The following is a 21,557-nucleotide window of genomic DNA, read 5'->3' as shown; positions in this document are numbered from 1 at the left end:
AGAAGGATTAAATGTGATTAGTTTAAAATCAGAACGTGAAATTAGAGCGATGCAAGCTTCAGGTGAAATTTTATCAAACATCCATGTAGCTTTAAGAGATTACATTAAAGAGGGAGTAACGACGCGGGAGATTGACCAATTTGTTCAAAAGCGGATTGAAGAAGCGGGAGCGGTAGCTGCTCAAATTGGTTATGAAGGCTATCAATTCGCAACCTGTACTTCTGTCAATGATGAAATTTGTCATGGTTTCCCCTCTAAATACCGTTTAAAATCAGGGGATATCGTCAAAGTAGATTTTTGTGTTGATCTAGAAGGAGCCATTTCAGATTCTTGTTGGTGCTATGCTATTGGAGATATTTCCCCGGAACATCAGCGTTTAATGGCGGTTACTAAAAAGGCACTTTATTTGGGAATTGAACAAGCTGTGGTGGGAAATCGTATTGGAGATATTGGCCATGCTATTCAGTCCTATGTTGAAGCGGAAGGCTTTGGGGTCGTTCGAGATTTCGTGGGGCATGGTATTGGTCCATCAATCCACGAAGATCCGATGATTCCGCATTATGGACAAGCCGGCAAGGGGTTGCGCTTGAAGGAAGGAATGGCGATTACCATTGAACCGATGGTGACAACCGGTACTTGGCGGATGAAGATGGATGATAATGGTTGGACTGCAAGGACGCAAGATGGTGGTTACTGCGCTCAATATGAACATTCCTTGATTGTGACCGCAGATGGTCCCCTGTTGACGACCCTACAGGCAGATTAGAGATTGTTAAGTAGCGATTATTAAAAGAGAACCTGCTTTTCCTATGGAAGAACAGGTTCTCTTGTTTTATGATTCTAAGAATAGGCTTGAGCCACCTAGCTGGGTTTAAGAATGTAAGATGTGGTTATAGACTTCTTGATAGCGAGAGGCTACTTGATCCCATTGAAAGATTTGGCTTGCTGAGAGGGCGTTTTGGCTTAAGCGGTCATAGTGCTGAAGGATATATTCTAATCCTTGATGGAAGCCAATGGCATCATCGCGCTGAATACTTGCACCTACTTGATGGTCTGGGAAGAAGGAGTCAAAGCCTTCTCCGCGTGTATAGATAACGGGGAGACCCTGGCTCATTGCCTCAGGATAGACGAGGCCGAAAGTCTCGGGATAGGATAATAGCGCAAAGATGTCCATTTGTCGGTAGAGATCGCGCATGGCTTCTTTGTTTAATGGGCCATGGTAAGTGACAAAGGGATAATGACTTAGTTGCTTTTCGATGGTCTTATCCCAGGCGGGTCCAACAATATGGAGTTCTATAGGGCCTAGCAGTTGACTGGATTGATGAATCATGCGTGCCAAGGGGACAAAGCGTTTTAGGGTCATTAATTTGCCGGTTGAGACAATGCGAAGCGGTCGATGTACTTCCTTTATTTTGTCTAGGTAAATTTCTTGGTGCCAGAAATCCTCGATGCCATTGGTAATCACCTGAGTTTTGGCATCAAATTCTTGAAGCAAGTCTTTTGGGATAAATTGGTCAAAGACTCGGTGGTAGGAATTTTCTGAGATAAAGATGATTTGACGAGCATCTTGGAGAATCCTAAGCCCCATGGGACGTAACCAAAAAAGCTTATTAAAAAAGGTGTGGATATCTGCGTTTCGAACGGCAACAATATAAGGAACACCATATTCTTGGTAGATTTGATGTGCCAACCATCCATTGGAAAAGAGCGAATGGGCGTGGACCACATCATAGGCTGAGAAAGAGTAGCGGCTTTTCAAATCTTGCCAAATTCTTGGATGTTTAAGATGAAAGAAATAGCGTTGCCACTGGTCAAAACAAGGAACAACTTGGGTATATTCGCCGCTAGCTGCAAGTTTACTTTGAGGGTAGCTATGGGAAATAGGGACATAGACTGATAAATCATGACCTTGTTCTATTTGTCGGTCATAAAGTTGTTTGAACAAACCTGACGTTGAGAAATAAGAATTGATATGAAGAATTTTTAAGGACATGTTATTCGACACTTTCATCAAGTTGCTTTTCAAGTTTTTGAATGCGTGATTCAAGTTGTTGGACTTGCTGTTGAAGATCATTGTTAGAGCTGTTTGGACTATCATTGGTGGTAATACCAAATAATGAGATGATTAGATAAGTAACGATAAATAAGATAAAAATCCCACCGATTAAGAATGGCCAGCCAGTCCGATCAACGTGGCGGTTAATTTCATTGAGTTGTTTTTTGATTTCTTCTTCAATGGTACGATTAATTTCATTAGGGTGACTCACTCAGTTTTCTCCTTTCGCAAAGACGGTAGCCGAGGCTATGTCTATTCGTTTTGGGTTAGCTTTTCCGCAATGCCGTCAGCTAGGGCGTGTAATTTGATGATGTCTTCAGTTTCAGCATTGAGCTCAATCTTGCAAGAGACGCCGCCTTGAGTGGCGCCTGTTTTTAAAAATTGTTCTTCTAAAGTATCGATCGCTCCACAAAAGACAGGGTAGAAAGAATCGCCTGATCCAAAGACACCAAAGACTTTCCCACTTAGGTCTAATTGACCTAAATCATCATAGAAATCCAACATTTCGTCGGGAAGTGTTCCATCAACGCCGTAAGTGTAAGAACCAACTAAAACGGCATCATAGTTTAGAAAATCTTCCGCTTCTGCTTGCATGACTTCTTGCACGTCAGTTTGGATTTGGTGACTTTCAAGGCGATCAGCCATGATATCAGCCATTTCTTCAGTGTTTCCGGTTAAACTAGTAAAAATAATTAAAGCTTTAGACATAAGTACTCTCCTTTTTTGATAACTCATTCAAAAGTATTATAACAAAAAAGATACTTAATGTAATATTCTTTTAATCACATCGACGGATTGCGATATCAGCCTGCTTTATAAATGTGTTATAATAAGTAAACATAAAAAGTGGGAAAAGGAGAATCAAGATGGCTATATTGGTAACTGGAGCAACGGGTTATATTGGCTCTCATACAGTTGTAGAATTGCTCAATGAAGGGCAAGAGGTTGTGTTAGTAGATAATTTTTATAATTCGAAGCCTGAAGTTTTGAACCGTTTAAAAACGATCACTGGACAAGATTTATGTTTTTATGAAGCGGATATTCTAGATAAAACAGCCATGCGTCAAATTTTTAATGAACAAGATATTGATTTAGTCATTCATTTTGCGGCCTATAAGGCGGTTGGCGAATCTGTTGCTAAGCCTTTAGCCTACTACCATAATAATGTGGGTGGCACCATCGCTTTATTAGAAGTAATGCAAGAAGTCGGTGTTAAGCATATTATTTTCTCGTCTTCTGCCACGGTCTATGGTGAATCGAATCCAGTTCCTTTTAAAGAGTCAATGCCAACTTTTACAGCTACTAATCCATATGGTTATTCTAAAGTAGTGATTGAACATATATTGGAGGACCTTGTAGTGGCAGATCCAACTTGGTCAGTAACGCTTTTACGGTACTTCAATCCGATTGGAGCGCATCCTTCGGGATTAATTGGTGAAGAGCCCCAAGGAATTCCAAATAATATTATGCCTTACTTGACCCAAGTGGCAATCGGCAAGCTACCAGAGTTAAAGGTTTTTGGCGATCAATACCCAACGCCAGATGGAACTGGCGTGCGAGACTATATTCACGTGGTAGATTTAGCTTTAGGGCACGTTAAAGCGGTTGCGGATAATCTTAAATCGGAAGGTGTTAAGATTTATAATTTAGGAACGGGTAAGGGCTATTCTGTCTTAGATTTGGTGAAGGCCTTTGAAGAAGCTTCACAGGTCAAGATTCCTTATTCGATTGTTGATCCTCGACCAGGAGATATTGCGGCTTCCTATGCAGATCCTAGTCTTGCTAAAGAAAAATTAGCCTGGCAAGCTCAGTATGACCTAGTCGATATGTGTCGAGACTCTTGGAATTGGCAACACAAGAATCCTAAGGGTTATCTGCAAGAAAAATAACGATTTATTTGATGCATTCAAAGGAGGGGTAGATGATGCAAGAAAAAAGAATACTCCATATTATGTCCTCTTTTGGAGGGGGAATTTCGACCTTTATCGCCAATCTAGCTAGCCAGGCTCAATCACAGCGACTTATTTTTGATGTTGTGACCTATCATGTAGTGCCAGAATATTTTAAAAAGATGATTGAAGCCAGTGGTGGCCGCGTTTATTATATGGTGAATCCCAAGATCGAAGGTTGGAAGGCCTTTAAGAAATCTTTTGTAAATGTGTTGCAAGCTAGGGCTTATCAAGCAATTTATTGTCATATCTCGGGCTATCGGGCTTTAGCCTACTATTATCTTGTTAAACGAACTAAGCCGATTTTAGTGGAAGATTTTTATATTCATGCGCATTATTTATTTGATCCTAATGATAAAGGTTTGAAAAATCGTTTAATTCAAAGGATTGATCCTTATATTAATCGAAGCTTGTCGCGGATCCCGGTTGGGTGCTCGAGCCAGGCGGTTCAGTCCTTATTTGGCTTAAAAGCCGAAGTGCCTTTTGTGGTGATTCCTAACTCTATTAATCCTCAAAATTTTTTCTTAGATGATACGACGATCCAAGCACATTATCAAACACAGCATCAAGGACTTGAACCTGGGACACTGGTAGTCGGTCAAGTGGGGCGACTAGAGCCAATTAAGAATCATCGGTTTAGCTTGCAGATCGTTAAGGAAAGCCAAGAAGGTCAGCATCCAATTCATTTATTGATTGCTGGTCAAGGAGCTAGCCAGTCTAGTCTTGAACAAAGGGTTGAGAAGATGGGGCTGGACTCGATGGTGCAGTTTATGGGGCGCTTGAGTCCCATTTCGGGCTTTTTAGCGGGGCTTGATGCAGTTATACTCCCTTCAATCGCAGAAGGCTTTGGGACCATTGTGGTTGAAGCGCAAGCAAGTGGTATTCCTGTACTGATTTCGGATGCGGTCACTTTAGAGACCGACCTTGGCTTAGGCTTGATTCAACAGTGTGAGTTGTCACAGGGACCTCGAGCGTGGTATGATGCTTTGGTTCAATTAATTGGTCGCCAAAAGAAACGTCCCTCTGTGAGTGATCGTCAGGAAGCTATTGAAGCGCACGCTTTTTCAAACGCTGCGGCTGTAGCGATTTATCGAAGAATGATTGACCACCAATTGAATGAATATTATTTAGAGGAGAGGTAAATCCTTATGCAATATTTTTTAAAGCGTCTACTGGGTTTCTCGTTGGGACCTGTTATTGGAGCTTTGATTTCGATTATACAGATTCCAATTTTGACGCGGTTGATGATGCCTGATCAATATGGGGTATCGGGACTATTTCGATCTTTGTTGCTCTATGTTCCAAACATTTTATACTTAGGATTGGATCAAGCTTTTGCCAGAGAGTATCATCAAACAAACGATAAAAAACAACTTTTTCAAACAGCGGTTTGCATACCGCTGTTATTGGCTTTAATCCTTGCTGGTGGAATGTTTATTTTTCGTGGGGCGATTGCGCAATGGCTTTTTTCTAGTGATTCTTATGGCTATGTGATCAGTCTTTCTTGTGTTTTATTACTATCCGTCATACTAGAGCGCTTTGTTCTTTTAGCGATTCGGATGGAGGAGAAGGCTAAGGAGTACTCCTTTTTTTCAATTCTATTAAAGTTATTGATTTTTGTGCTATCACTGGTCTTTATTTTTATGGGCTTGCGTGATTTTCGTGTGATTGTCTATGGCATCATCGGGGGCCAGATGATCGGTGATTTAATCTTGTTCTATCGTTATAAAGATTTGTTGCAGATATCCTACTTTGAATGGGATCAAGACCTTCTAAAAAGGCTTTTATTATTTGGTTTGCCCTTAATGTTGGCAATGTCCTTGAATTCGATTCTGAATATGGTTGATAATGTCTTACTGAATTCTTTATCGACTAAGCAAGAGTTAGGGATTTACACTGCGGGCATGGGAATTGTGAATGTGATCGGTATTCTAAAGACTGCCTTTGCGACATTTTGGACGCCTACGGCTTATCGCTGGTTTGAAGAAGGTAAATCGATTAAACATTTTAAGTTTATTTCAGATGCCCTTTTACTTTTATTATCCGGTATGTTTTTTGCCATTTTAATTTTTAGACCAGTGATCATGTTGTTGCTAGGGGCTCATTACCGTCCCGCTCAAGCAATTTTAGGTTTACTGTGTTTTCCTCATATTATGTATACATTATCTGAAACAACCACCTTAGGAATTGTGTTTTCTCGAAAAACTTATTTTAATATTTTTGTTTCAATTCTAGCTTTAATTCCAAGTATCGGACTCAACTTTTTATTGACGCCGTCATTGGGTGCTTTAGGCGCAGCCTTTGCGTCTTGCGGAGCTTATATCATGTTTTATATGGCTAGAACCTATTTTTCTAAGCAGACTGGTTTTTATTTTAGTCAACGAAAACATGTCTTGGCTATTTTGCTGATGTTTTTAGCAGCTTTAGTTAATGCTTTTATCAATTCGAATGAACGATTTATCTATTATTTCTTTTTAGCCGTGGCATGCTTGTTTGTACAATGGCCAACCATAAGAACCGCTTATTCAATCTGGAAAAATAGCGATGATTGGGACTTTAATTAAGGAGGGGACCAATGGTTTTATATTGTGCATTACTGATGGTCAGTGTTTTAATGGGATCACAAATTTTAGCCATTCCAACACCACTTGCTCAGATTACCCTCTATCGATTATTAGCTTTAGGGGTCGTACCTATTTTAATTTTACAAGTATGGACAGAGAACCCGTCAATTAAGTTTTTACCCCGTTCTATAGCTAGTCGAGTTTTATTAATTTATTTAATATGGTGGTTACTAGCTGCATTGTCTGGTTTTTGGGCTGTGGATGGTAAGGATTGGTTTCAGGTTATTTTTTTGATGACACTGGGTATTTTTAGTGTTTTAGCTTTTTATTTATGGGTGGACACTTGGACTAAGTGGCAGCAGATTCTCCAAGCTGCTTGGTGGAGTATGACGGCGCTGGTTATTTGGGGCTACTTTGAGATAATCACGAATACCTATTTATTAGCAGATCTAACAAAACTCGATAAATATCGGACCTTTGCTAGGCAACCAATGACTCGTATCCCCATTACAATTTTTGCCAATCAGAATGATTATGCAACTTTATTATTAGCTTATTTGGTCGTATGTGCTTGTTTGTACTTTATCAAATCAGGGTTCATTCAACGGATCATTTATTTACTAATGTATCTATTGGCGACTTATTTGATCTATCGAACAGATTCCCGCATGTCTTTGATCTGTACGCTGGCTTTTAGTCTATGGTGGGCAATGCGTTCATTGAAGTGGGATTTTACTAAGCGACAAATTGTACAGGGATTGCTTGGTGTAGGTCTTACAATAGGGATGCTTCTCCTGGTTCCCAAGATTAGAGAAAAAGTGGCGTCTATTATTTACTTATCTGGGCCTAGCGCTCATTTATCGGGAGACGCTAAGCGAATGAACATCTGGCGTAACGGCTTATTATTTTTAGGTCAAACTTATGGTTTTGGTGTTGGAGCAGGAAATATCGAGGTTTGGGCTAAAAATAGTGGCTTTTGGCCAACTAATGAAATCACCAATATGCATAATTGGTGGCTTGAAATTTTGGTGTCGACTGGGGTCGTACCTTTTATCTTATATGTCTGGGGTTATTTTTCTTTAACACGGCGTTTAAGCTTCTTTGCTTCACTAAGAAAGCATCGAATCCAAGCGGACGTAGCGTATTGTTTGGTGGGCTTCTTGTTGGTTTTTATCTTAGGATCAATCACGTCAGCGAATAACATGTTGATTGAATGGCATTGGGTATTTTTTGCATTAATTATCGCCTTTGTTAAAATTATTGATCAAGATGTACAACTTGAGGCAGCGGCTAGCTTAAACCTAGCTAATATTGGAAAGAGCCAACAGCTTTATTAAGGAGGGAAATCATGAGTATTGTAACTATCATTAAAGAATTTTGGCGTTTTACATTAAATAATTTATGGCGGATTTTGTTGGGAGCCCTAGTTTGTTCACTGATAAGTATTGGTGGGCGTTATGCAATTCATCATTTTTTATATCGGGAGACGGATGAGGCTTATCGTCATTTGAGTCAAGTCTATCAACAGGAACCCGCCTCTTTTCAAATGATTGTGACTATGGAGGATGGATCTATTTTTACGACAGCTACAATTTTTGATGAGTATTTTTCCACACCTGAAATGGTGAAAAAGGTTGAAGCTCAAACTGGCGTAAAGTTTGCTCAATGGTTGGAAGATGAGAAAGCTCTTGAAATGTTCAAGACGAATGAATTTAGAGGAGGGCTTGCCGGAGTACGTGATCAGTCGTCGAATGTGATTACCCTGCGTTTTTTAGTAGCAGATAAGAGTGAAGACAACCTCAAGATTGCTAAAGCTTATTGTGACTTAGTTGAGGAAGAATCCCTACCCTTTTTAGGGACGAATAAGGTAACGGTTATCCAAGAGCCTGCTCAAGGCGAAATGATTGCGACGGATCTAGTGGAAGAAGTTCCTACTGAAAAGACTTTGACCCCTTATCAGTCAAGGAATGCAAAGGGCAATATCGTTTATGGCGTATTAGGTTTTATATTGGGTGCAATGGCAAGCTTTGCTATTTTGTTCCTCGGCCGTTTCTTTAATAAAAAGATCGCTTACGCTTTTGAGTATAGTTGGGATCTAATGGATCAGCATTATATTTATGATCGTCACCAATCTCCCGGTGTATTACAAGGCTTAATTCAAAGCCCTCATCAATTAAAACGCTGGGTGCTTGCTCAAACAAGTAATGGGGTACAAACCGTGGAGCTGGTCAGTGAAGTATTGCCTGAAAGTGCTCAGTTATATCATGATCTCAGCCAATCACAACCTGAACAAATATTGGATGAGATGGTGATCTTAATATATGCCAATCTTACGGAGAAGGAATGGCTCAAACAGCAGATGGCTTTGGCTCGTTTATCTGCAAAACGCTTGAAGATCATTCAGATTATATAAGGAGTGACATGAAGGTATGGATAATCAATTAGTTTCCATCGTTATGCCAGTTTTTAATGCCCAAGATTTTTTGCAGGAAAGTATTGAGTCTGTCAGGAATCAAAGCTATCCTGACTGGGAACTTCTTGCGATAGATGATTGCAGTCAAGATGACTCTTTAAAGATCTTGCAAGAAGCGGCTTTGCAAGATGCTCGCATTAAGGTGATTCAATTGGATCAAAATCAAGGGGCGGCCGTTGCTCGAAACACGGGTTTGCAAAGGGCCAAAGGCCGTTATTTGGCTTTTATTGATTCGGATGATCGTTGGCACTTTGACAAATTAGAGCGACAGTTAGATTTTATGATTTCGAATCAATATGCTTTTTCTTATACTAATTTTTCTTTTATGGATGAGTCAGGCCAAACGATGAAATCAAGGGTTGATCTTCCTAAAAAGTTAGATTATCACGGTTTATTAAAGGAAACGGCGATTGCCTGTTCAACAGTTATGCTTGATCGAAAAATAATCAAAGATTTTCAAATGCCGTTAGTGCGTAAGGGGCAGGATACAGCCACCTGGCTCATGTTGATGAGAACGCGTAAGGTTTCCGCTTATGGCTTAGATGTAGTGTTGAATGATTATCGACAAGTTAAGGGCTCTATATCTTCGAATAAATGGCAAGCTTTAAAGCGTACCTGGCATACCTATCGTCATTTGGAACAGCTTCCACTTATACCTTGTTGTTACTATTTTTGTCAATATGTCCTTCATGCAATTTTACGAAGGATCTAGCCTATTTTATTTTGGAATCGTATAATAAGATTAACGCTATAAAGACAGGAGAAAATTATGAACTTATATGAAGATTTATTAAAACGTCAGGCTAAACTTGCTGTCGTTGGATTAGGTTATGTAGGAATGCCAATTGCGATTGAATTTGCTAAGCATGTGGATACGATTGGTTATGATAACAATCAACATAAGATTGATCAATATTTAAAGGGAATTGATCCTACTTTAGAAGTCGGTGATCAAGCCGTTCAGGATTCGGATTTGGTTTTTACTGCGGATGCAAGTCGGTTGAAGGAAGCTAATTTTATCATTGTGGCGGTTCCAACACCGATACGGCAAGATAAGACACCCGATTTGGATCCGGTGATTTCTGCCACTCGAACTGTTGGAGAAAATTTAGCAAAGGGAAGTATTATTTCTTATGAATCAACGGTATATCCTGGTGTAACCGAAGATATTTGTATTGCGGAACTAGAGCGGACTTCTGGTTTGAAGCATGGTCAAGACTTCTGGGTGGGCTATTCACCTGAGCGGATTAATCCGGGAGATAAGGTACATACATTAACGACCATTCGAAAAATTGTGTCGGCGACTAGCGAAGAGGCTCTTGATATTATTGCGAAAGTCTATGAATTAGTGATTGAAGCGGGCGTTCACCGTGCACCTAGTATTAAGGTAGCGGAAGCTGCCAAAGTTGTTGAAAATAGTCAACGAGATATAAATATTGCCTTTATGAATGAGCTGGCTTTGGTTTTTGATCGTATGGGAATTGATTCTTTAGATGTCATTGAAGCTATGAATACGAAATGGAATGCTCTTGGATTTATGCCGGGATTAGTTGGTGGCCACTGTATCGGAGTGGATCCCTATTATTTCGTATATGAAGCGGAGAATTTAGGTTATCATAGTCAGATTGTTTTGTCGGGCCGTCAGATTAATGATCAGATGGGGGAATTCATTGGTGATAAGGCGGTCAACCTAATGGTTAAAGCGGGGAAGGTCGTTCCTAAAGCGAAAGTGGCTATTCTCGGCTTAACTTTTAAAGAACATACTCCTGATACGCGTAATTCTAAAGTTAAAGACATTATTGACTATTTGAAATCATTTGGCGTTGACCCGATTATTGTCGATCCCTGGGCAGATATTGAAGAAGCTCAAAGAGAGTATGGGGTTGAATTAGCAAGTATGGATCAAGTCACTGATTGCGATGCACTTATTTTTGCGGTAGCACATAAAGAATTTGCTTCCTTGACCAATGAGCAAATTGAAGCTTTCTATAAATCGAGTCTTCCAAATGAGGAACGGGTTCTCCTGGATGTTAAGTCGGTCTTGGATGCCGATCATTTTAAGAAGGCGGGCTATGCCTTCTGGCGTTTATAATGGCTTGGATGAAGGGAACTTGGGGATCAACGGTGGCCCTAGGATTTTGCCTATTTTGTGTGACCATTTGTAGTCCCTTGAGAATTAGTGGTCAAACCCAAAGGAGTGGAGTTTCATTGGCTGATTTTTCTTCGAGTGAAAGAGCAGCTTACAAGGACCGCCTTCCGGTTGAAGCTGATCCAAGCGACCCTTTTTTGGTTTTAGTTAATCCCAGTCATGCATTAGCAAAAGGGGCTGATTTTGACCTGGTAGATACGCCATGGGGGACTAAAATGAATAGAGAGGCTTACCGTGCTCTGCAGTCTTGGTTGGATCAAGCGAAGGAAGCTGGATATCGATTTGAAGTCATTTCTGCCTATCGATCGCCGGATAACCAAGCCGTAAATCGCCAGTTAGCCTATGACCGTTATATATCGCAGGGGTATACCCAACAGCAAGCTAGAGCTTGGGTTAATTCTTTTTATGCCCCTAGTCAAGCTTCGGAACATTCGACAGGACTGGCCGTTGATCTACTTGATCAAGAATGGTTAGCTCAAGGGGGCGATCTAGTGCCTGATTATGGTAATACCTTAGCGGGCCAGTGGTTAGCCAGTCATGCAGCAGAATTTGGTTTTATTCTACGTTATCCTAAGGATAAGATCGCTATTACTTCTTACGCCTATGAACCTTGGCATTTTCGTTATGTTGGAAAAATTCATGCGGAATTTATGATGCGAGAAGATTTGACGCTTGAAGAATACCGAGTGTTACTTGAAGATCGTCAAGCTCAAGTGGACCTTGATCGTCTGGAGGATAACTTTACTCGGCAAAAAGAAGGCTTAAAAAATCTTCACTAATGTTTAAAATAAAAGGAATAGTGTTAAGGATTAGCTAAAATAATTTCAAATAATCCTGTTAAGCAGGCTAAAAAATGTCCCCAAAAATTGGACTAAAAAACCAATTTTTGGGGACATTTTATTTTTATGAGATAATTTTCCCTTTAGAAAGTAGATGGACGTTAAAAGGAATTCTTTATTTATTCAATGCAAGCTAATAAAACGTGACCGAACAGATAGAGAAGGCCGCTGATACTCATAACCAAAATAGGGTTGAGTCGGTATTTTATTAATAAGAAGAGGGCTAGAATAAATAGAATCAATAAGGGAAAATTCATGGACAATAATTGAAAGGGTCCTGGAGTTCCTAGACTATTCATTAATATTGAGACGCCTGAAGCAGCGATCATAGCGATGACACTTGGACGAAGGATTAATAGTACGTCTTGCATAAGTTCTAATTGTTTGTAGTGATCATAGACTTTAGCAAGAATGGTCACGATGATAATTGAAGGAAGACTGCAGCCTAAGGTTGCTACCATAGAACCTGGTAAGCCACCGAGTTGCTGACCGACGAAAGTAGCAGCGTTAATAGCGATAGGTCCAGGTGTCATTTGTGAAATGGTGATTAGATTTGAGAACTCATTAGTACTAATCCAGCCATGGTGGTTGACAACGAGGTCTTCAATAATTGGAAGTGCCGCATAGCCTCCACCAAAGGATAAGGCACCAATCTGGATGAAGGCTAAGAATAATTGCCAATAGATCAAATCGTTCGACCTCCCTTTAAATAAGAGTAGATGACACCTAGGAGAATACTTGTGAATATAATCATTACAATGCTCATGTCGAAGAATAAGATACTCACAAAGCTAACAATTAAAAGGATCATCAGTCCCTTTTGATTTAGCTGGAGCAGGTTTTTGATCATCTCATAGACGACGGATAAAATAACTGCTGCAACGCCTACCTGCATACCTGTTAGTAAAATTTGGATCCATTGAATCTGAATAAATGCTTGGTAAAAGTGAGAAATGATGGAAATAATCATGAAAGGGGGCAGAACCGTAGCTAATACAGTCAGGCTAATTCCTAGCCAGCCTGCTAGTTGGTAGCCGATAATGATAGCTGCATTGACTGCGATTGCTCCAGGAGAAGATTGAGCAATGGAGACTAAGTCTAGCATTTCTTCTTCCTCAAACCAATGATAATTATCTACGAAATCCTTCTTCATTAAAGAAACAATCACATATCCTCCACCAAAGGTGAAGGCGGATAAAAGAAAAGTTGTATAAAATAGCTTCCAATAGAATTTAAAATTTTTCATAATGACACCTCTTAGTTATTATAAGTTAAGCATACTGTTAGTCAAAGTATTTTACCAATCTTGATAATTATTTGAGTGATAGTTAAGTCTTTTTTTGTTTAAAAGAAAAATGTATTTATATTAAAACAGCTTGAAAAACTTTGTGAAAAAAATTCAATCTCTTTGATAAGGCATTGTTTTCAAGATTGAAAGAAAACTATTTCAGTTGAAAACGTGGTTTGTGAAGGAATTCTAATAAATGCCAGGGTTTATTTTAAAAAAATGATATAAATTAAACCCCTTTTTTAAAATTTATGATATGATAGAGATGCATAGGTAATCTATGTGATTTATCTAAAGGGGGAAATAGATTTAATGAAGACAGATATTGAAATCGCTCAAGAAGCCACTTTGCAACCTATCCAAGATATTGTTGCAAAATTAGATATCCCAAGCGATATTTTGGAACCTTATGGTACCAATAAAGCTAAGTTAGACTTTACCAAGTTAGATATGGATCACAAGAATTTAGGTAAGTTAATTCTTGTAACAGCAATTACACCAACACCTGCTGGTGAAGGTAAAACAACTACATCAATTGGTTTAGCCGATGGTTTATCTAAAATTGGTAAAAAAGTTGCAGTTGCTTTGCGTGAACCATCTTTAGGCCCTGTATTTGGAATCAAGGGTGGAGCAGCTGGTGGGGGCTACGCTCAAGTAGTTCCAATGGAAGATATCAACCTTCACTTTACTGGTGACTTCCATGCAATTAGTGCGGCTACTAACTTAATTGCTGCTTTGTTAGATAACCATATTCACCATGGTAATGCTTTGGACATCGATGTTAACCGTGTCGTTTGGAGACGTGTAGTTGACATGAATGACCGTCAACTACGTAATGTAGTCGATGGTTTAGGACGTCGTGCCGATGGCGTGCCTCGTGAAGATGGATTTGATATTACAGTAGCTTCTGAAGTTATGGCTGCTTTCTGCTTATCTAATTCCCTAGCAGATTTAAAAGAAAAATTAGGTAAGATGATTGTTGCATATACACGTAAAGACAATTCACCTGTAACTGTTAATGATATTAAAGCGGCAGGTGCAACGACAGCTCTTCTTAAAGATGCTATCAAACCTAATGTTGTTCAAACCTTGGAAGGAACACCAGCCTTTGTACACGGTGGACCATTCGCGAACATTGCTCACGGATGTAATTCAATCATCGCTACAAAATTAGCAATGAATTATGCTGATTATACGATCACAGAAGGTGGATTCGGAGCGGACTTAGGAGCTGAGAAGTTCTTAGATATTGTTTGCCGTCAAGCAGAAATCAAACCTAACGCAGTTGTGATTGTTGCAACAATTCGTGCACTTAAGATGCATGGTGGTGTGGCTAAGAAAGACTTAGGCAATGGTGAAAATGTTGAAGCGCTTCGTAAAGGTATGCCTAACTTATTACGCCACATTGATAATATTCAAAATGTCTTTGGATTACCTGCAGTAGTGGCAATTAATAAATTCCCAACTGACACAGAAGCTGAAGTTAAGGCTCTTGAAGAAGAATGTGAAAAAGTTGGCGTGAAAGTGGTTCTAGCTGATCACTTTGCTAATGGTGGTGAAGGTGCGAAAGAATTAGCTGAAGCAGTGGTTGAAGCTGCGGATAAAGAAAGCAACTTCAAGTATGCTTATGATGTGAATGCAAGCATCGAAGAAAAAATCGAAGCATTGGTTACTAAGATTTATCGTGGTAAAGGGGTAGAATTCACACCAGCAGCTAAGAAGAAGATCAAACAATTTACTGAACAAGGATTTGGAAACTTACCAATTTGTATGGCTAAGACACAATACTCCTTCTCAGATGATCAAACAGCACTAGGTGCACCAGAAGACTTCTCAATTACCATTCGTGATTTAACAGTATCCGCCGGTGCAGGCTTCATTGTTGCTTTAACAGGTGACATTATGAAGATGCCAGGTTTACCAAAAGAACCTGCTTCAAACCGTATTGATGTGGATGATAAAGGTAACATTACCGGTTTGTTCTAGTCTTTTATTAGTTAATTGTTAACCGATTGAAAGCATAAAACCGGGCGAGTATACATGGCTCGTTCGGTTTTTTTAAATAAAAAAGGAGGCAATTATGGCAAAAATTTTAGATGGTAAAGAAGTAGGTAAATTTTTACGTGAAAAGACCAAAAAGGAAGCTGAAGCATTACGCGAGAAAGGGATTGTTCCTAAGCTAGTTGTCTTACGTGTTGATGAAAATCCATCTTCCATGGCGTATGAAAAAAATGCCTTAAAGGTGATGGAAAAATGTGGTATCGAAGCAGAAGCACGGACAGAATTAGGTGCTAAGACAACCGAAGATGTTCTTAAAATTATCGATGAGTTAAATGAAGATAAATCGGTCTCCGGTGTTATTATTATGCAACCATTCCCAGAAGGTATCGAACGTGCGGATGTTGCTGAACGTTTGCACCCATTCAAAGATGTGGACGCTTTGAATCCAGTTAACCTTGGTAAATTGGTTAATAACGATCCAACCGCAATGGCTCCTTCCACTGCACAGGCTTGTATCGAAATCTTAGATTATTATGATTATGAATTAGAAGGTGCAGAAGTTTGTGTAGTTGGGTCTTCGCCAGTAGTAGGTAAACCACTCGCAATCATGTTATCTAACCGTAATGCGACGGTTTCAAATACTCATGTCTATACTAAAGATAATACGATCCACTCTACATTAGCAGATATTCTAGTTTCTGCCACAGGTGCATTGGGACTTGTTGGTGCAAATTACATCAAAGAAGGTGCCACTGTCATTGATGTGGGCTATGGCTTTAAAGACGGAAAGGCAACAGGAGATGTACGTTTTGAAGAAGTGGAACCAAAAGCTTCTGCAATTACACCTGTACCAGGAGGCGTTGGTTCTGTAACGACAGCAGTCTTAGCTTCTCAAGTTGTCAAGGGTGCTAAGTTATTAAATCACGTTGATTAAGGGTTGAAACCATGAAAGAATTAAAGATTACAGAATTTGTTAACCAACTTGCCTCTGATCAACCAACACCAGGTGGTGGGGCAGCTGCTGGTGTTTCAGCTTCAATGGGGATCGGCGCTATTTTAATGGCCATGATCTTTTCTAAAACTAAGAAAATGTCTGAAGCAGAGCATCAATATTTGTTGGATCGAATTGAAGAGTTTGAATCGATCAAATTGAAGTTTTTAGAAATCATTGATCGTGATGCGAGTGAATTCGAACCCCTTTCGAGAGCTTATGGTATGCCTCGTGAAACAGATAGTGAAAAGGAAGCTAGACAAGCAGCCATTCAAGAGGGATTAATCATTGCTTCGCAGCCTCCACTAGATTTAATCAAAGAAACTGAAAAGGTTCTGAAAGATTTTGACGCCATTTTACCTTTGATTAAAAAGATGATTATCTCAGATGTGGGCGTAGGCTTACAGTTGTTACGGTCGGCCCTTCATTCTTCACGGCTGAATCTCTATATAAATGGTAGCTCAATTACAGATGAAGCCATTAAGGCAGAGTATATTGCTTTGGCTGATGAAAAGATACCCGCTTTATCCGATCAAATTGATCGCTATTATGATCAAGTTAAAGACGTTTTAAAATAAAGAATAGGAGCATTTTTTATGACACAAGTACAATTAACGGAAGATGGATTAAAGAAAACCCCAATGTATGACTATTACATTGAAAAAGGATGCAAAATCACAGACTTTGGTGGATGGGGATTGCCTATCCAAATCACTAAGATCGCTGATGAACATAAAGCAGTTCGTGAAGCTGTTGGTCTATTTGATGCTTCCCATATGGGTGAAGTTCGTGTTAAATCTGGTAAGATGAACGCTTATGACTGGTGGAATGGTTTAATTACTAATGATGTTCATAAGGCAACTTACAATGGAAAAGCTCAATATACAGCTGTATGTAAAGAAGATGGCGGTATGTTAGATGATATGATCTATTACCGCAAGAATGACGATGAATTTGTGGCAACTCCTAACGGATCTAACCGCGAAAAGATTGTTAAATGGATGAATGATCATAACCAAGACGGTCAAGTAGAAATCACGGATGAAACTTATGACTGGGGATTAATCGCTGTTCAAGGACCTAATGCTGAAGAATTGTTATCTCGTTTAACCGATACTAACCTTTCAGAAATCGAATATTATGCCTATAAAGCAGATCAAAAAGTAGGCGGCCATGAACGTGTACAAATTTCTCGTACAGGCTATACTGGGGAAGCAGGATTCGAATTATACATCCCAGCTGAACACATGGTAGATATCTGGAAACAACTTGTTAAAGAAGGTCAAGATCTAGGCGTTGTTGAATGTGCATTGGGTGCTCGCGATACTTTACGTTTAGAAGCTGGATTGCCATTATATGGTAACGACTTTGATGAGTCAGTGAACCCAATTGCTGGAGGAATTGCTTTTGCTGTTCCAAAAGCTAAAGAAGCAGACTATATTGGTAAAGAAGCAATTGCTAAATACCGTGCTCAAGAAACAGCTGACAAAGAAGCTTCACGTGGATTCAAGATTGATGGCAAACAAATTGCTCGCCACGGTATGGAAGTTCGTAATACAGATGGCGAAGTGATCGGTGTTGTTACTTCTGGAACTAAATCACCAACGTTAGGATACCCTCTAGGATTTGTTCGTGTAAACGCAACATATAAAGTGGGCGATAAAGTAGTGATTGAAGTTCGTGGTAAAGAGGTTGAAGCAGAGCTAACTAAGAAAGATTGGCTAAGCGAATCAAAATAAATTCTGTAAAGACTTTCATTTACTCAAGAAATTTGTTAGAATTAACTTATAGAATAATTTGAAAAGGGGATTTTTAGAATGTCAGAAGTATTTTTCACAGAAGAACACGATTATATCGAAGTATTAGCAGCTAACAAAGCTCGCGTTGGTTTAACTGCTTTTGCTGCAGAACAATTAGGTGACGTAGTTCACGTTGAATTACCAGAAGTTGACGATGAATTCGATGCAGACGAAGAAATCGCTACAGTTGAATCTGTAAAATCTGTATCTGAAGTTGCACTTCCATTTGGTGGAAAGATCGTTGCAATCAATGAAGAATTAGAAGATGCACCTGAACTTGTAAACGAAGACCCACGCGGTAAAGGTTGGTTCTTTGAAATCGAAACTAGCGAAGATATTGACACTTCTGCTTTATTAGCTGAAGAACCTGCTGAATAATTTTCAGATAAGTTATTGATAAGAGTGACTTTCTAGTCACTCTTATCTTTAGCTGAATTTTGAGATCGATTTCAAGAGAATATAATCAAAAAGGAGCAAATTATGGCGAATTTTAGATATTTACCAAATACTGACCAAGACCGCCAAGCAATGTTAGATAAGATTGGCGTTAAAGACATTATGGATATCTTCAGCGATATTCCAAAAAATGTGCTTCGTGAAGGCAAGATGAACTTACCTGAACCTCTTTCTGAAATGGAGATTGTTAAAGAATTAGGGAAAATGGCTGCTAAGAATACGACTGCAAGCCAAGTTCCTTATTTCTTAGGAGCAGGTGTCTATGATCACCACGTTCCATCTATTGTTAACCATATTATTATGCGTCAAGAATTCTTGACAGCTTATGTGCCTTATCAACCTGAAGTTTCTCAAGGGGAACTTCAAGCCTTGTTTGAATGGCAAACAATGATTAGTGAGTTAACCGGAATGGACTTAGCTAACTGTGGTCTTTATGATGGCTACAACGCTGTAGCAGAAGCAACTAACCTTGCTTTTGGTCATGTTAAAAAATCAAGTCGCGTTTTAGTATCTAAAGCATTACACCCACAAGCGATCGAGACTGTTCAAACTTATGGTTTCGGTAAGGGTTATAGCGTGGATGAAGTTGCTTTAGATAATGAAGTGACTGATTTAGAAGATTTAAAGGCTAAACTAGACAAAGATGTTGCTGCAGTGGTTGTTCAATATCCTAATTTCTTCGGATCCATTGAAGATCTTAAAGCGATCAAGGCTTTACTTGAAGGTAGCAAGACTTTACTTATTGTTTCTGCTAATCCATTAGCCTTAGGTAAATTAGAAGCACCTGGTAAATTCGGTGCGGATATTGTAGTCGGCGATGTGCAACCATTTGGTATCCCAATGTCATTTGGTGGACCTCACTGTGGTTACTTTGCTGTAACAGATAAATTAATGCGTAAGGTTCCTTCTCGGATTGTTGGTGAAACGGTAGATGCTGAAGGCAAACGTGGTTTCGTAATGACCTTATCAACTCGTGAACAACACATCCGCCGTGAAAAAGCTACTTCAAACTATTCATCTAACCAAGCGTTGTTTGCTTTAGCTTCTGCGATTGCGATGACTGCTTATGGTAAAGAAGGCGTTCAAGAGTTAGCACAAGCTAATATTAATAATGCACATTATTTAGCAAAACAATTGAAAGACAATGGTTTTGAATTGTTGAATAAGAAACCATTCTTTAATGAATTTACCATCAAATTATCAAAAGATATTGCTCAAGTAAATAAAGACTTATTAGAAAAAGGCTTTATGGGTGGATTTGATGCATCGAAAGCAATGGGAGTAGACCATGCTTACTTATTATGTGCCACTGAAAAACGCAGCAAGTCTGAAATTGATGAGTTTGTTAAAGCCTTAGTGGAGGTGGCTAAATAATGAATTTACAAAATTATGATAAATTAATTTTTGAAATTTCTCAAAAAGGTCATACAGGCTATGATTTACCAAAATCTGATGTTGAAAATTATGATCTTGGTGCAGAGTTAGGTGAATATAGTCGTAAAGAGCCTGCTCGTTTGCCAGAAGTTTCTGAACTTCAAATTGTTCGTCACTATACGGCATTATCTAACCGTAACTTTGGGGTTGAATCAGGTCCATATCCATTGGGATCATGTACGATGAAATACAATCCAAAAATTAACGAAAACATGGCTGCTTTGGATGGATTTGCTAATATTCACCCAGCTCAAGCTCCAGAAACTGCACAAGGTGCTTTGCAATTAATGTATGAATTGCAAGAATCATTGAAGGAAATTACACAATTTGATGCTGTAACTTTACAACCTGCTGCAGGGGCACAAGGTGAGTTAGCTGCAATCTTTACTTTCAAAGCTTACTTCCGTGCTAAGGGTGAATTAGACCAACGTCGTGTTATTTTAATTCCTGACTCTGCTCACGGAACAAACCCTGCTACAGCGATTGTTGCTGGATTTGAAACGGTAGAGTTACCCTCTACACCGGAAGGTATCATTGATGTGGAAGCTGTTCGTGCAGCTGTAGGTCCTGATACAGCGGGTATCATGATTACAAACCCATCGACAGCCGGATTGTTCGAAAAAGATGCAAAAGAAATTGTAGACATTGTTCATGAAGCTGGGGGACTAGCTTACTATGACGGTGCTAACTTAAATGCCATTATGGGGATCACCTCTCCTGGAGCTATGGGATTTGATGCTTGCCACTTGAATCTACATAAGACCTTTACTGGCCCTCACGGTGGTGGTGGACCTGGTTCTGGACCAATTGGTGTTAACGAAAAATTGGCTCCATTTATCCCTGGACCAAACGTGGTTAAAAATGGGGATAAATACGAATTTGCTACTCCAGAACAATCTTATGGTCGTGTGAAAGGCTTCTTCGGTAACTTTGGTGTCAATGTACGTGCTTATACTTATATCCGTGCAATGGGTGCAGAAGGATTGCGTCGTGCTTCAGAAGATGCAGTTCTTAATGCAAACTACTTAAGAGCTAGCTTGAACCACTTGTATGATTGCCCATTTGACAAATATGATAAATTCAACAAGAATGACTTTGTCTTCGATTTAACTCGTCAAAAGAAAGACTACAATGTGAATGCTAAAGATGTTGGTAAGCGTCTATTAGATTATGGTGTCCACGCACCAACGACTTACTTCCCATTAATTGTTCACGAATGTTTAATGGTTGAACCAACTGAAACTGAATCTAAGCGTGATTTAGACTTTGTAATTGATGTATTTACGAAGATTGCTAAGGAAGCTGAAGAAACACCTGAATTGGTTCAAGAAGCGCCTCATAATACACCTGTTCGTCGACTTGATGAAGCAGGAGCTTCACGTAAGCCAGTCTTAAAATATCGTTTTGAAGATCATGAATCAAATCCTGAAGGATTACAAGAGTAGTAATGATCAACGCACCTTTTGAGGTGCGTTTTTTTATTTCTCTGATATTTATTTGTTTAGGAAAGCCTAAAAGGTATTTAATTTTTTTGGGATTAGTGCTATAATCAAAACGG

The 21,557-nt window shown here is 39.3% G+C and carries 21 protein-coding genes; 16 read left to right on the top strand and 5 right to left on the bottom strand.

The window, feature by feature from the left end; genetic code table 11:
- Positions 1–13 precede the first annotated feature (13 nt).
- On the top strand, positions 14–766 hold the full coding sequence (gene map / locus HMPREF9706_RS04275; protein ID WP_006908159.1) for a type I methionyl aminopeptidase: 753 nt from the start codon (positions 14–16) through the stop codon (positions 764–766).
- Between the two features lie 105 nt (positions 767–871).
- Here the strand turns inward: map and HMPREF9706_RS04270 are convergent, their stop codons facing one another.
- The 3 genes from HMPREF9706_RS04270 to HMPREF9706_RS04260 are packed head-to-tail and all read right to left on the bottom strand — an operon-like array spanning position 872 to position 2,764.
- A complete protein-coding gene (locus HMPREF9706_RS04270) occupies positions 872–1,993 on the bottom strand; it encodes a glycosyltransferase family 4 protein (RefSeq protein WP_006908158.1) in 1,122 nt (373 codons plus the stop codon).
- Between the two features lies 1 nt (position 1,994).
- Positions 1,995–2,267 (bottom strand): DUF5320 domain-containing protein, encoded by a 273-nt coding sequence (locus HMPREF9706_RS04265; protein WP_006908157.1) that lies wholly within the window; start codon positions 2,265–2,267, stop codon positions 1,995–1,997.
- A gap of 41 nt (positions 2,268–2,308) precedes the next feature.
- Positions 2,309–2,764 carry a flavodoxin gene (locus tag HMPREF9706_RS04260; RefSeq protein ID WP_006908156.1) on the bottom strand — a complete coding sequence of 152 codons (456 nt, stop codon included), beginning with the start codon at positions 2,762–2,764 and terminating at the stop codon, positions 2,309–2,311.
- Between the two features lie 158 nt (positions 2,765–2,922).
- Between HMPREF9706_RS04260 and galE the strand changes: the two genes are divergently transcribed.
- From galE to HMPREF9706_RS04220, 8 genes are all read left to right on the top strand, one after another.
- Positions 2,923–3,945, top strand: coding sequence for a UDP-glucose 4-epimerase GalE (gene galE, locus HMPREF9706_RS04255; protein WP_006908155.1), 1,023 nt, complete (start codon positions 2,923–2,925; stop codon positions 3,943–3,945).
- A 32-nt stretch (positions 3,946–3,977) separates the two neighbouring features.
- Entirely contained in the window at positions 3,978–5,147 is a 1,170-nt protein-coding gene (locus HMPREF9706_RS04250) for a glycosyltransferase (protein WP_040444588.1), read from the top strand.
- 6 nt (positions 5,148–5,153) lie between these two features.
- Positions 5,154–6,569, top strand: a complete 1,416-nt coding sequence (locus tag HMPREF9706_RS04245; RefSeq protein WP_006908153.1) for a lipopolysaccharide biosynthesis protein — start codon at positions 5,154–5,156, stop codon at positions 6,567–6,569.
- 11 nt (positions 6,570–6,580) lie between these two features.
- Positions 6,581–7,906 (top strand): O-antigen ligase family protein, encoded by a 1,326-nt coding sequence (locus HMPREF9706_RS04240; RefSeq protein WP_006908152.1) that lies wholly within the window; start codon positions 6,581–6,583, stop codon positions 7,904–7,906.
- Positions 7,907–7,917: 11 nt separating this feature from the next.
- A complete protein-coding gene (locus HMPREF9706_RS04235) occupies positions 7,918–8,982 on the top strand; it encodes a YveK family protein (protein ID WP_006908151.1) in 1,065 nt (354 codons plus the stop codon).
- 16 nt (positions 8,983–8,998) lie between these two features.
- Positions 8,999–9,754, top strand: a complete 756-nt coding sequence (locus tag HMPREF9706_RS04230; protein WP_006908150.1) for a glycosyltransferase family 2 protein — start codon at positions 8,999–9,001, stop codon at positions 9,752–9,754.
- A gap of 57 nt (positions 9,755–9,811) precedes the next feature.
- Positions 9,812–11,134, top strand: a complete 1,323-nt coding sequence (locus tag HMPREF9706_RS04225; protein ID WP_006908149.1) for a nucleotide sugar dehydrogenase — start codon at positions 9,812–9,814, stop codon at positions 11,132–11,134.
- Between the two features lie 116 nt (positions 11,135–11,250).
- Positions 11,251–11,970 carry a M15 family metallopeptidase gene (locus HMPREF9706_RS04220; RefSeq protein WP_231285836.1) on the top strand — a complete coding sequence of 240 codons (720 nt, stop codon included), beginning with the start codon at positions 11,251–11,253 and terminating at the stop codon, positions 11,968–11,970.
- A 179-nt stretch (positions 11,971–12,149) separates the two neighbouring features.
- On the opposite strand, the gene HMPREF9706_RS04215 is transcribed toward HMPREF9706_RS04220, so the two are convergent.
- Positions 12,150–12,719, bottom strand: a complete 570-nt coding sequence (locus HMPREF9706_RS04215; RefSeq protein WP_006908147.1) for a chromate transporter — start codon at positions 12,717–12,719, stop codon at positions 12,150–12,152.
- Positions 12,716–13,276, bottom strand: coding sequence for a chromate transporter (locus HMPREF9706_RS04210; protein ID WP_006908146.1), 561 nt, complete (start codon positions 13,274–13,276; stop codon positions 12,716–12,718). The genes HMPREF9706_RS04215 and HMPREF9706_RS04210 overlap by 4 nt, the downstream gene beginning before the upstream one ends.
- Before the next feature lie 354 nt (positions 13,277–13,630).
- Here HMPREF9706_RS04210 and HMPREF9706_RS04205 point away from each other — a divergent pair, with 354 nt between their 5' ends.
- The 7 genes from HMPREF9706_RS04205 (at position 13,631) to gcvPB (ending at position 21,444) form a co-directional block, all read left to right on the top strand.
- Entirely contained in the window at positions 13,631–15,304 is a 1,674-nt protein-coding gene (locus HMPREF9706_RS04205; RefSeq protein WP_006908145.1) for a formate--tetrahydrofolate ligase, read from the top strand.
- A 94-nt stretch (positions 15,305–15,398) separates the two neighbouring features.
- The gene (locus HMPREF9706_RS04200) at positions 15,399–16,253 is read left to right on the top strand and encodes a bifunctional 5,10-methylenetetrahydrofolate dehydrogenase/5,10-methenyltetrahydrofolate cyclohydrolase (protein ID WP_006908144.1); all 855 of its coding nucleotides are present in this window, start codon (positions 15,399–15,401) and stop codon (positions 16,251–16,253) included.
- 11 nt (positions 16,254–16,264) lie between these two features.
- The gene (locus HMPREF9706_RS04195; RefSeq protein WP_006908143.1) at positions 16,265–16,888 is read left to right on the top strand and encodes a cyclodeaminase/cyclohydrolase family protein; all 624 of its coding nucleotides are present in this window, start codon (positions 16,265–16,267) and stop codon (positions 16,886–16,888) included.
- 18 nt (positions 16,889–16,906) lie between these two features.
- Complete coding sequence (gene gcvT / locus HMPREF9706_RS04190; protein WP_006908142.1) at positions 16,907–18,049, top strand: glycine cleavage system aminomethyltransferase GcvT; 1,143 nt, start codon at positions 16,907–16,909, stop codon at positions 18,047–18,049.
- A gap of 78 nt (positions 18,050–18,127) precedes the next feature.
- On the top strand, positions 18,128–18,487 hold the full coding sequence (gene gcvH, locus HMPREF9706_RS04185) for a glycine cleavage system protein GcvH (protein WP_006908141.1): 360 nt from the start codon (positions 18,128–18,130) through the stop codon (positions 18,485–18,487).
- 102 nt (positions 18,488–18,589) lie between these two features.
- Positions 18,590–19,939 (top strand): aminomethyl-transferring glycine dehydrogenase subunit GcvPA, encoded by a 1,350-nt coding sequence (gene gcvPA, locus HMPREF9706_RS04180; RefSeq protein ID WP_006908140.1) that lies wholly within the window; start codon positions 18,590–18,592, stop codon positions 19,937–19,939.
- Positions 19,939–21,444 (top strand): aminomethyl-transferring glycine dehydrogenase subunit GcvPB, encoded by a 1,506-nt coding sequence (gcvPB, locus tag HMPREF9706_RS04175; protein ID WP_006908139.1) that lies wholly within the window; start codon positions 19,939–19,941, stop codon positions 21,442–21,444. The genes gcvPA and gcvPB overlap by 1 nt, the downstream gene beginning before the upstream one ends.
- Positions 21,445–21,557 lie beyond the last annotated feature (113 nt).

Source organism: Facklamia hominis CCUG 36813 (assembly GCF_000301035.1).
GTDB classification, from domain to species: domain Bacteria; phylum Bacillota; class Bacilli; order Lactobacillales; family Aerococcaceae; genus Facklamia; species Facklamia hominis.
The sequence above is the reverse complement of the archived record's forward strand: the minus strand, read 5'-3'. Positions and strand labels throughout refer to the sequence as shown.

Coding starts and splice junctions, on each gene's coding strand:
- galE (WP_006908155.1), top strand. CDS start 2,923: ATGGCTATATTGGTAACTGGAGCAACGGGTTATATTGGCTCTCATACA.
- HMPREF9706_RS04240 (WP_006908152.1), top strand. CDS start 6,581: ATGGTTTTATATTGTGCATTACTGATGGTCAGTGTTTTAATGGGATCA.
- HMPREF9706_RS04200 (WP_006908144.1), top strand. CDS start 15,399: ATGGCAAAAATTTTAGATGGTAAAGAAGTAGGTAAATTTTTACGTGAA.
- HMPREF9706_RS04260 (WP_006908156.1), bottom strand. CDS start 2,764: ATGTCTAAAGCTTTAATTATTTTTACTAGTTTAACCGGAAACACTGAA.
- gcvPA (WP_006908140.1), top strand. CDS start 18,590: ATGGCGAATTTTAGATATTTACCAAATACTGACCAAGACCGCCAAGCA.
- gcvT (WP_006908142.1), top strand. CDS start 16,907: ATGACACAAGTACAATTAACGGAAGATGGATTAAAGAAAACCCCAATG.
- HMPREF9706_RS04205 (WP_006908145.1), top strand. CDS start 13,631: ATGAAGACAGATATTGAAATCGCTCAAGAAGCCACTTTGCAACCTATC.
- HMPREF9706_RS04245 (WP_006908153.1), top strand. CDS start 5,154: ATGCAATATTTTTTAAAGCGTCTACTGGGTTTCTCGTTGGGACCTGTT.
- HMPREF9706_RS04195 (WP_006908143.1), top strand. CDS start 16,265: ATGAAAGAATTAAAGATTACAGAATTTGTTAACCAACTTGCCTCTGAT.
- HMPREF9706_RS04250 (WP_040444588.1), top strand. CDS start 3,978: ATGATGCAAGAAAAAAGAATACTCCATATTATGTCCTCTTTTGGAGGG.
- gcvPB (WP_006908139.1), top strand. CDS start 19,939: ATGAATTTACAAAATTATGATAAATTAATTTTTGAAATTTCTCAAAAA.
- HMPREF9706_RS04230 (WP_006908150.1), top strand. CDS start 8,999: ATGGATAATCAATTAGTTTCCATCGTTATGCCAGTTTTTAATGCCCAA.
- HMPREF9706_RS04270 (WP_006908158.1), bottom strand. CDS start 1,993: ATGTCCTTAAAAATTCTTCATATCAATTCTTATTTCTCAACGTCAGGT.
- HMPREF9706_RS04225 (WP_006908149.1), top strand. CDS start 9,812: ATGAACTTATATGAAGATTTATTAAAACGTCAGGCTAAACTTGCTGTC.
- HMPREF9706_RS04235 (WP_006908151.1), top strand. CDS start 7,918: ATGAGTATTGTAACTATCATTAAAGAATTTTGGCGTTTTACATTAAAT.
- gcvH (WP_006908141.1), top strand. CDS start 18,128: ATGTCAGAAGTATTTTTCACAGAAGAACACGATTATATCGAAGTATTA.
- HMPREF9706_RS04210 (WP_006908146.1), bottom strand. CDS start 13,276: ATGAAAAATTTTAAATTCTATTGGAAGCTATTTTATACAACTTTTCTT.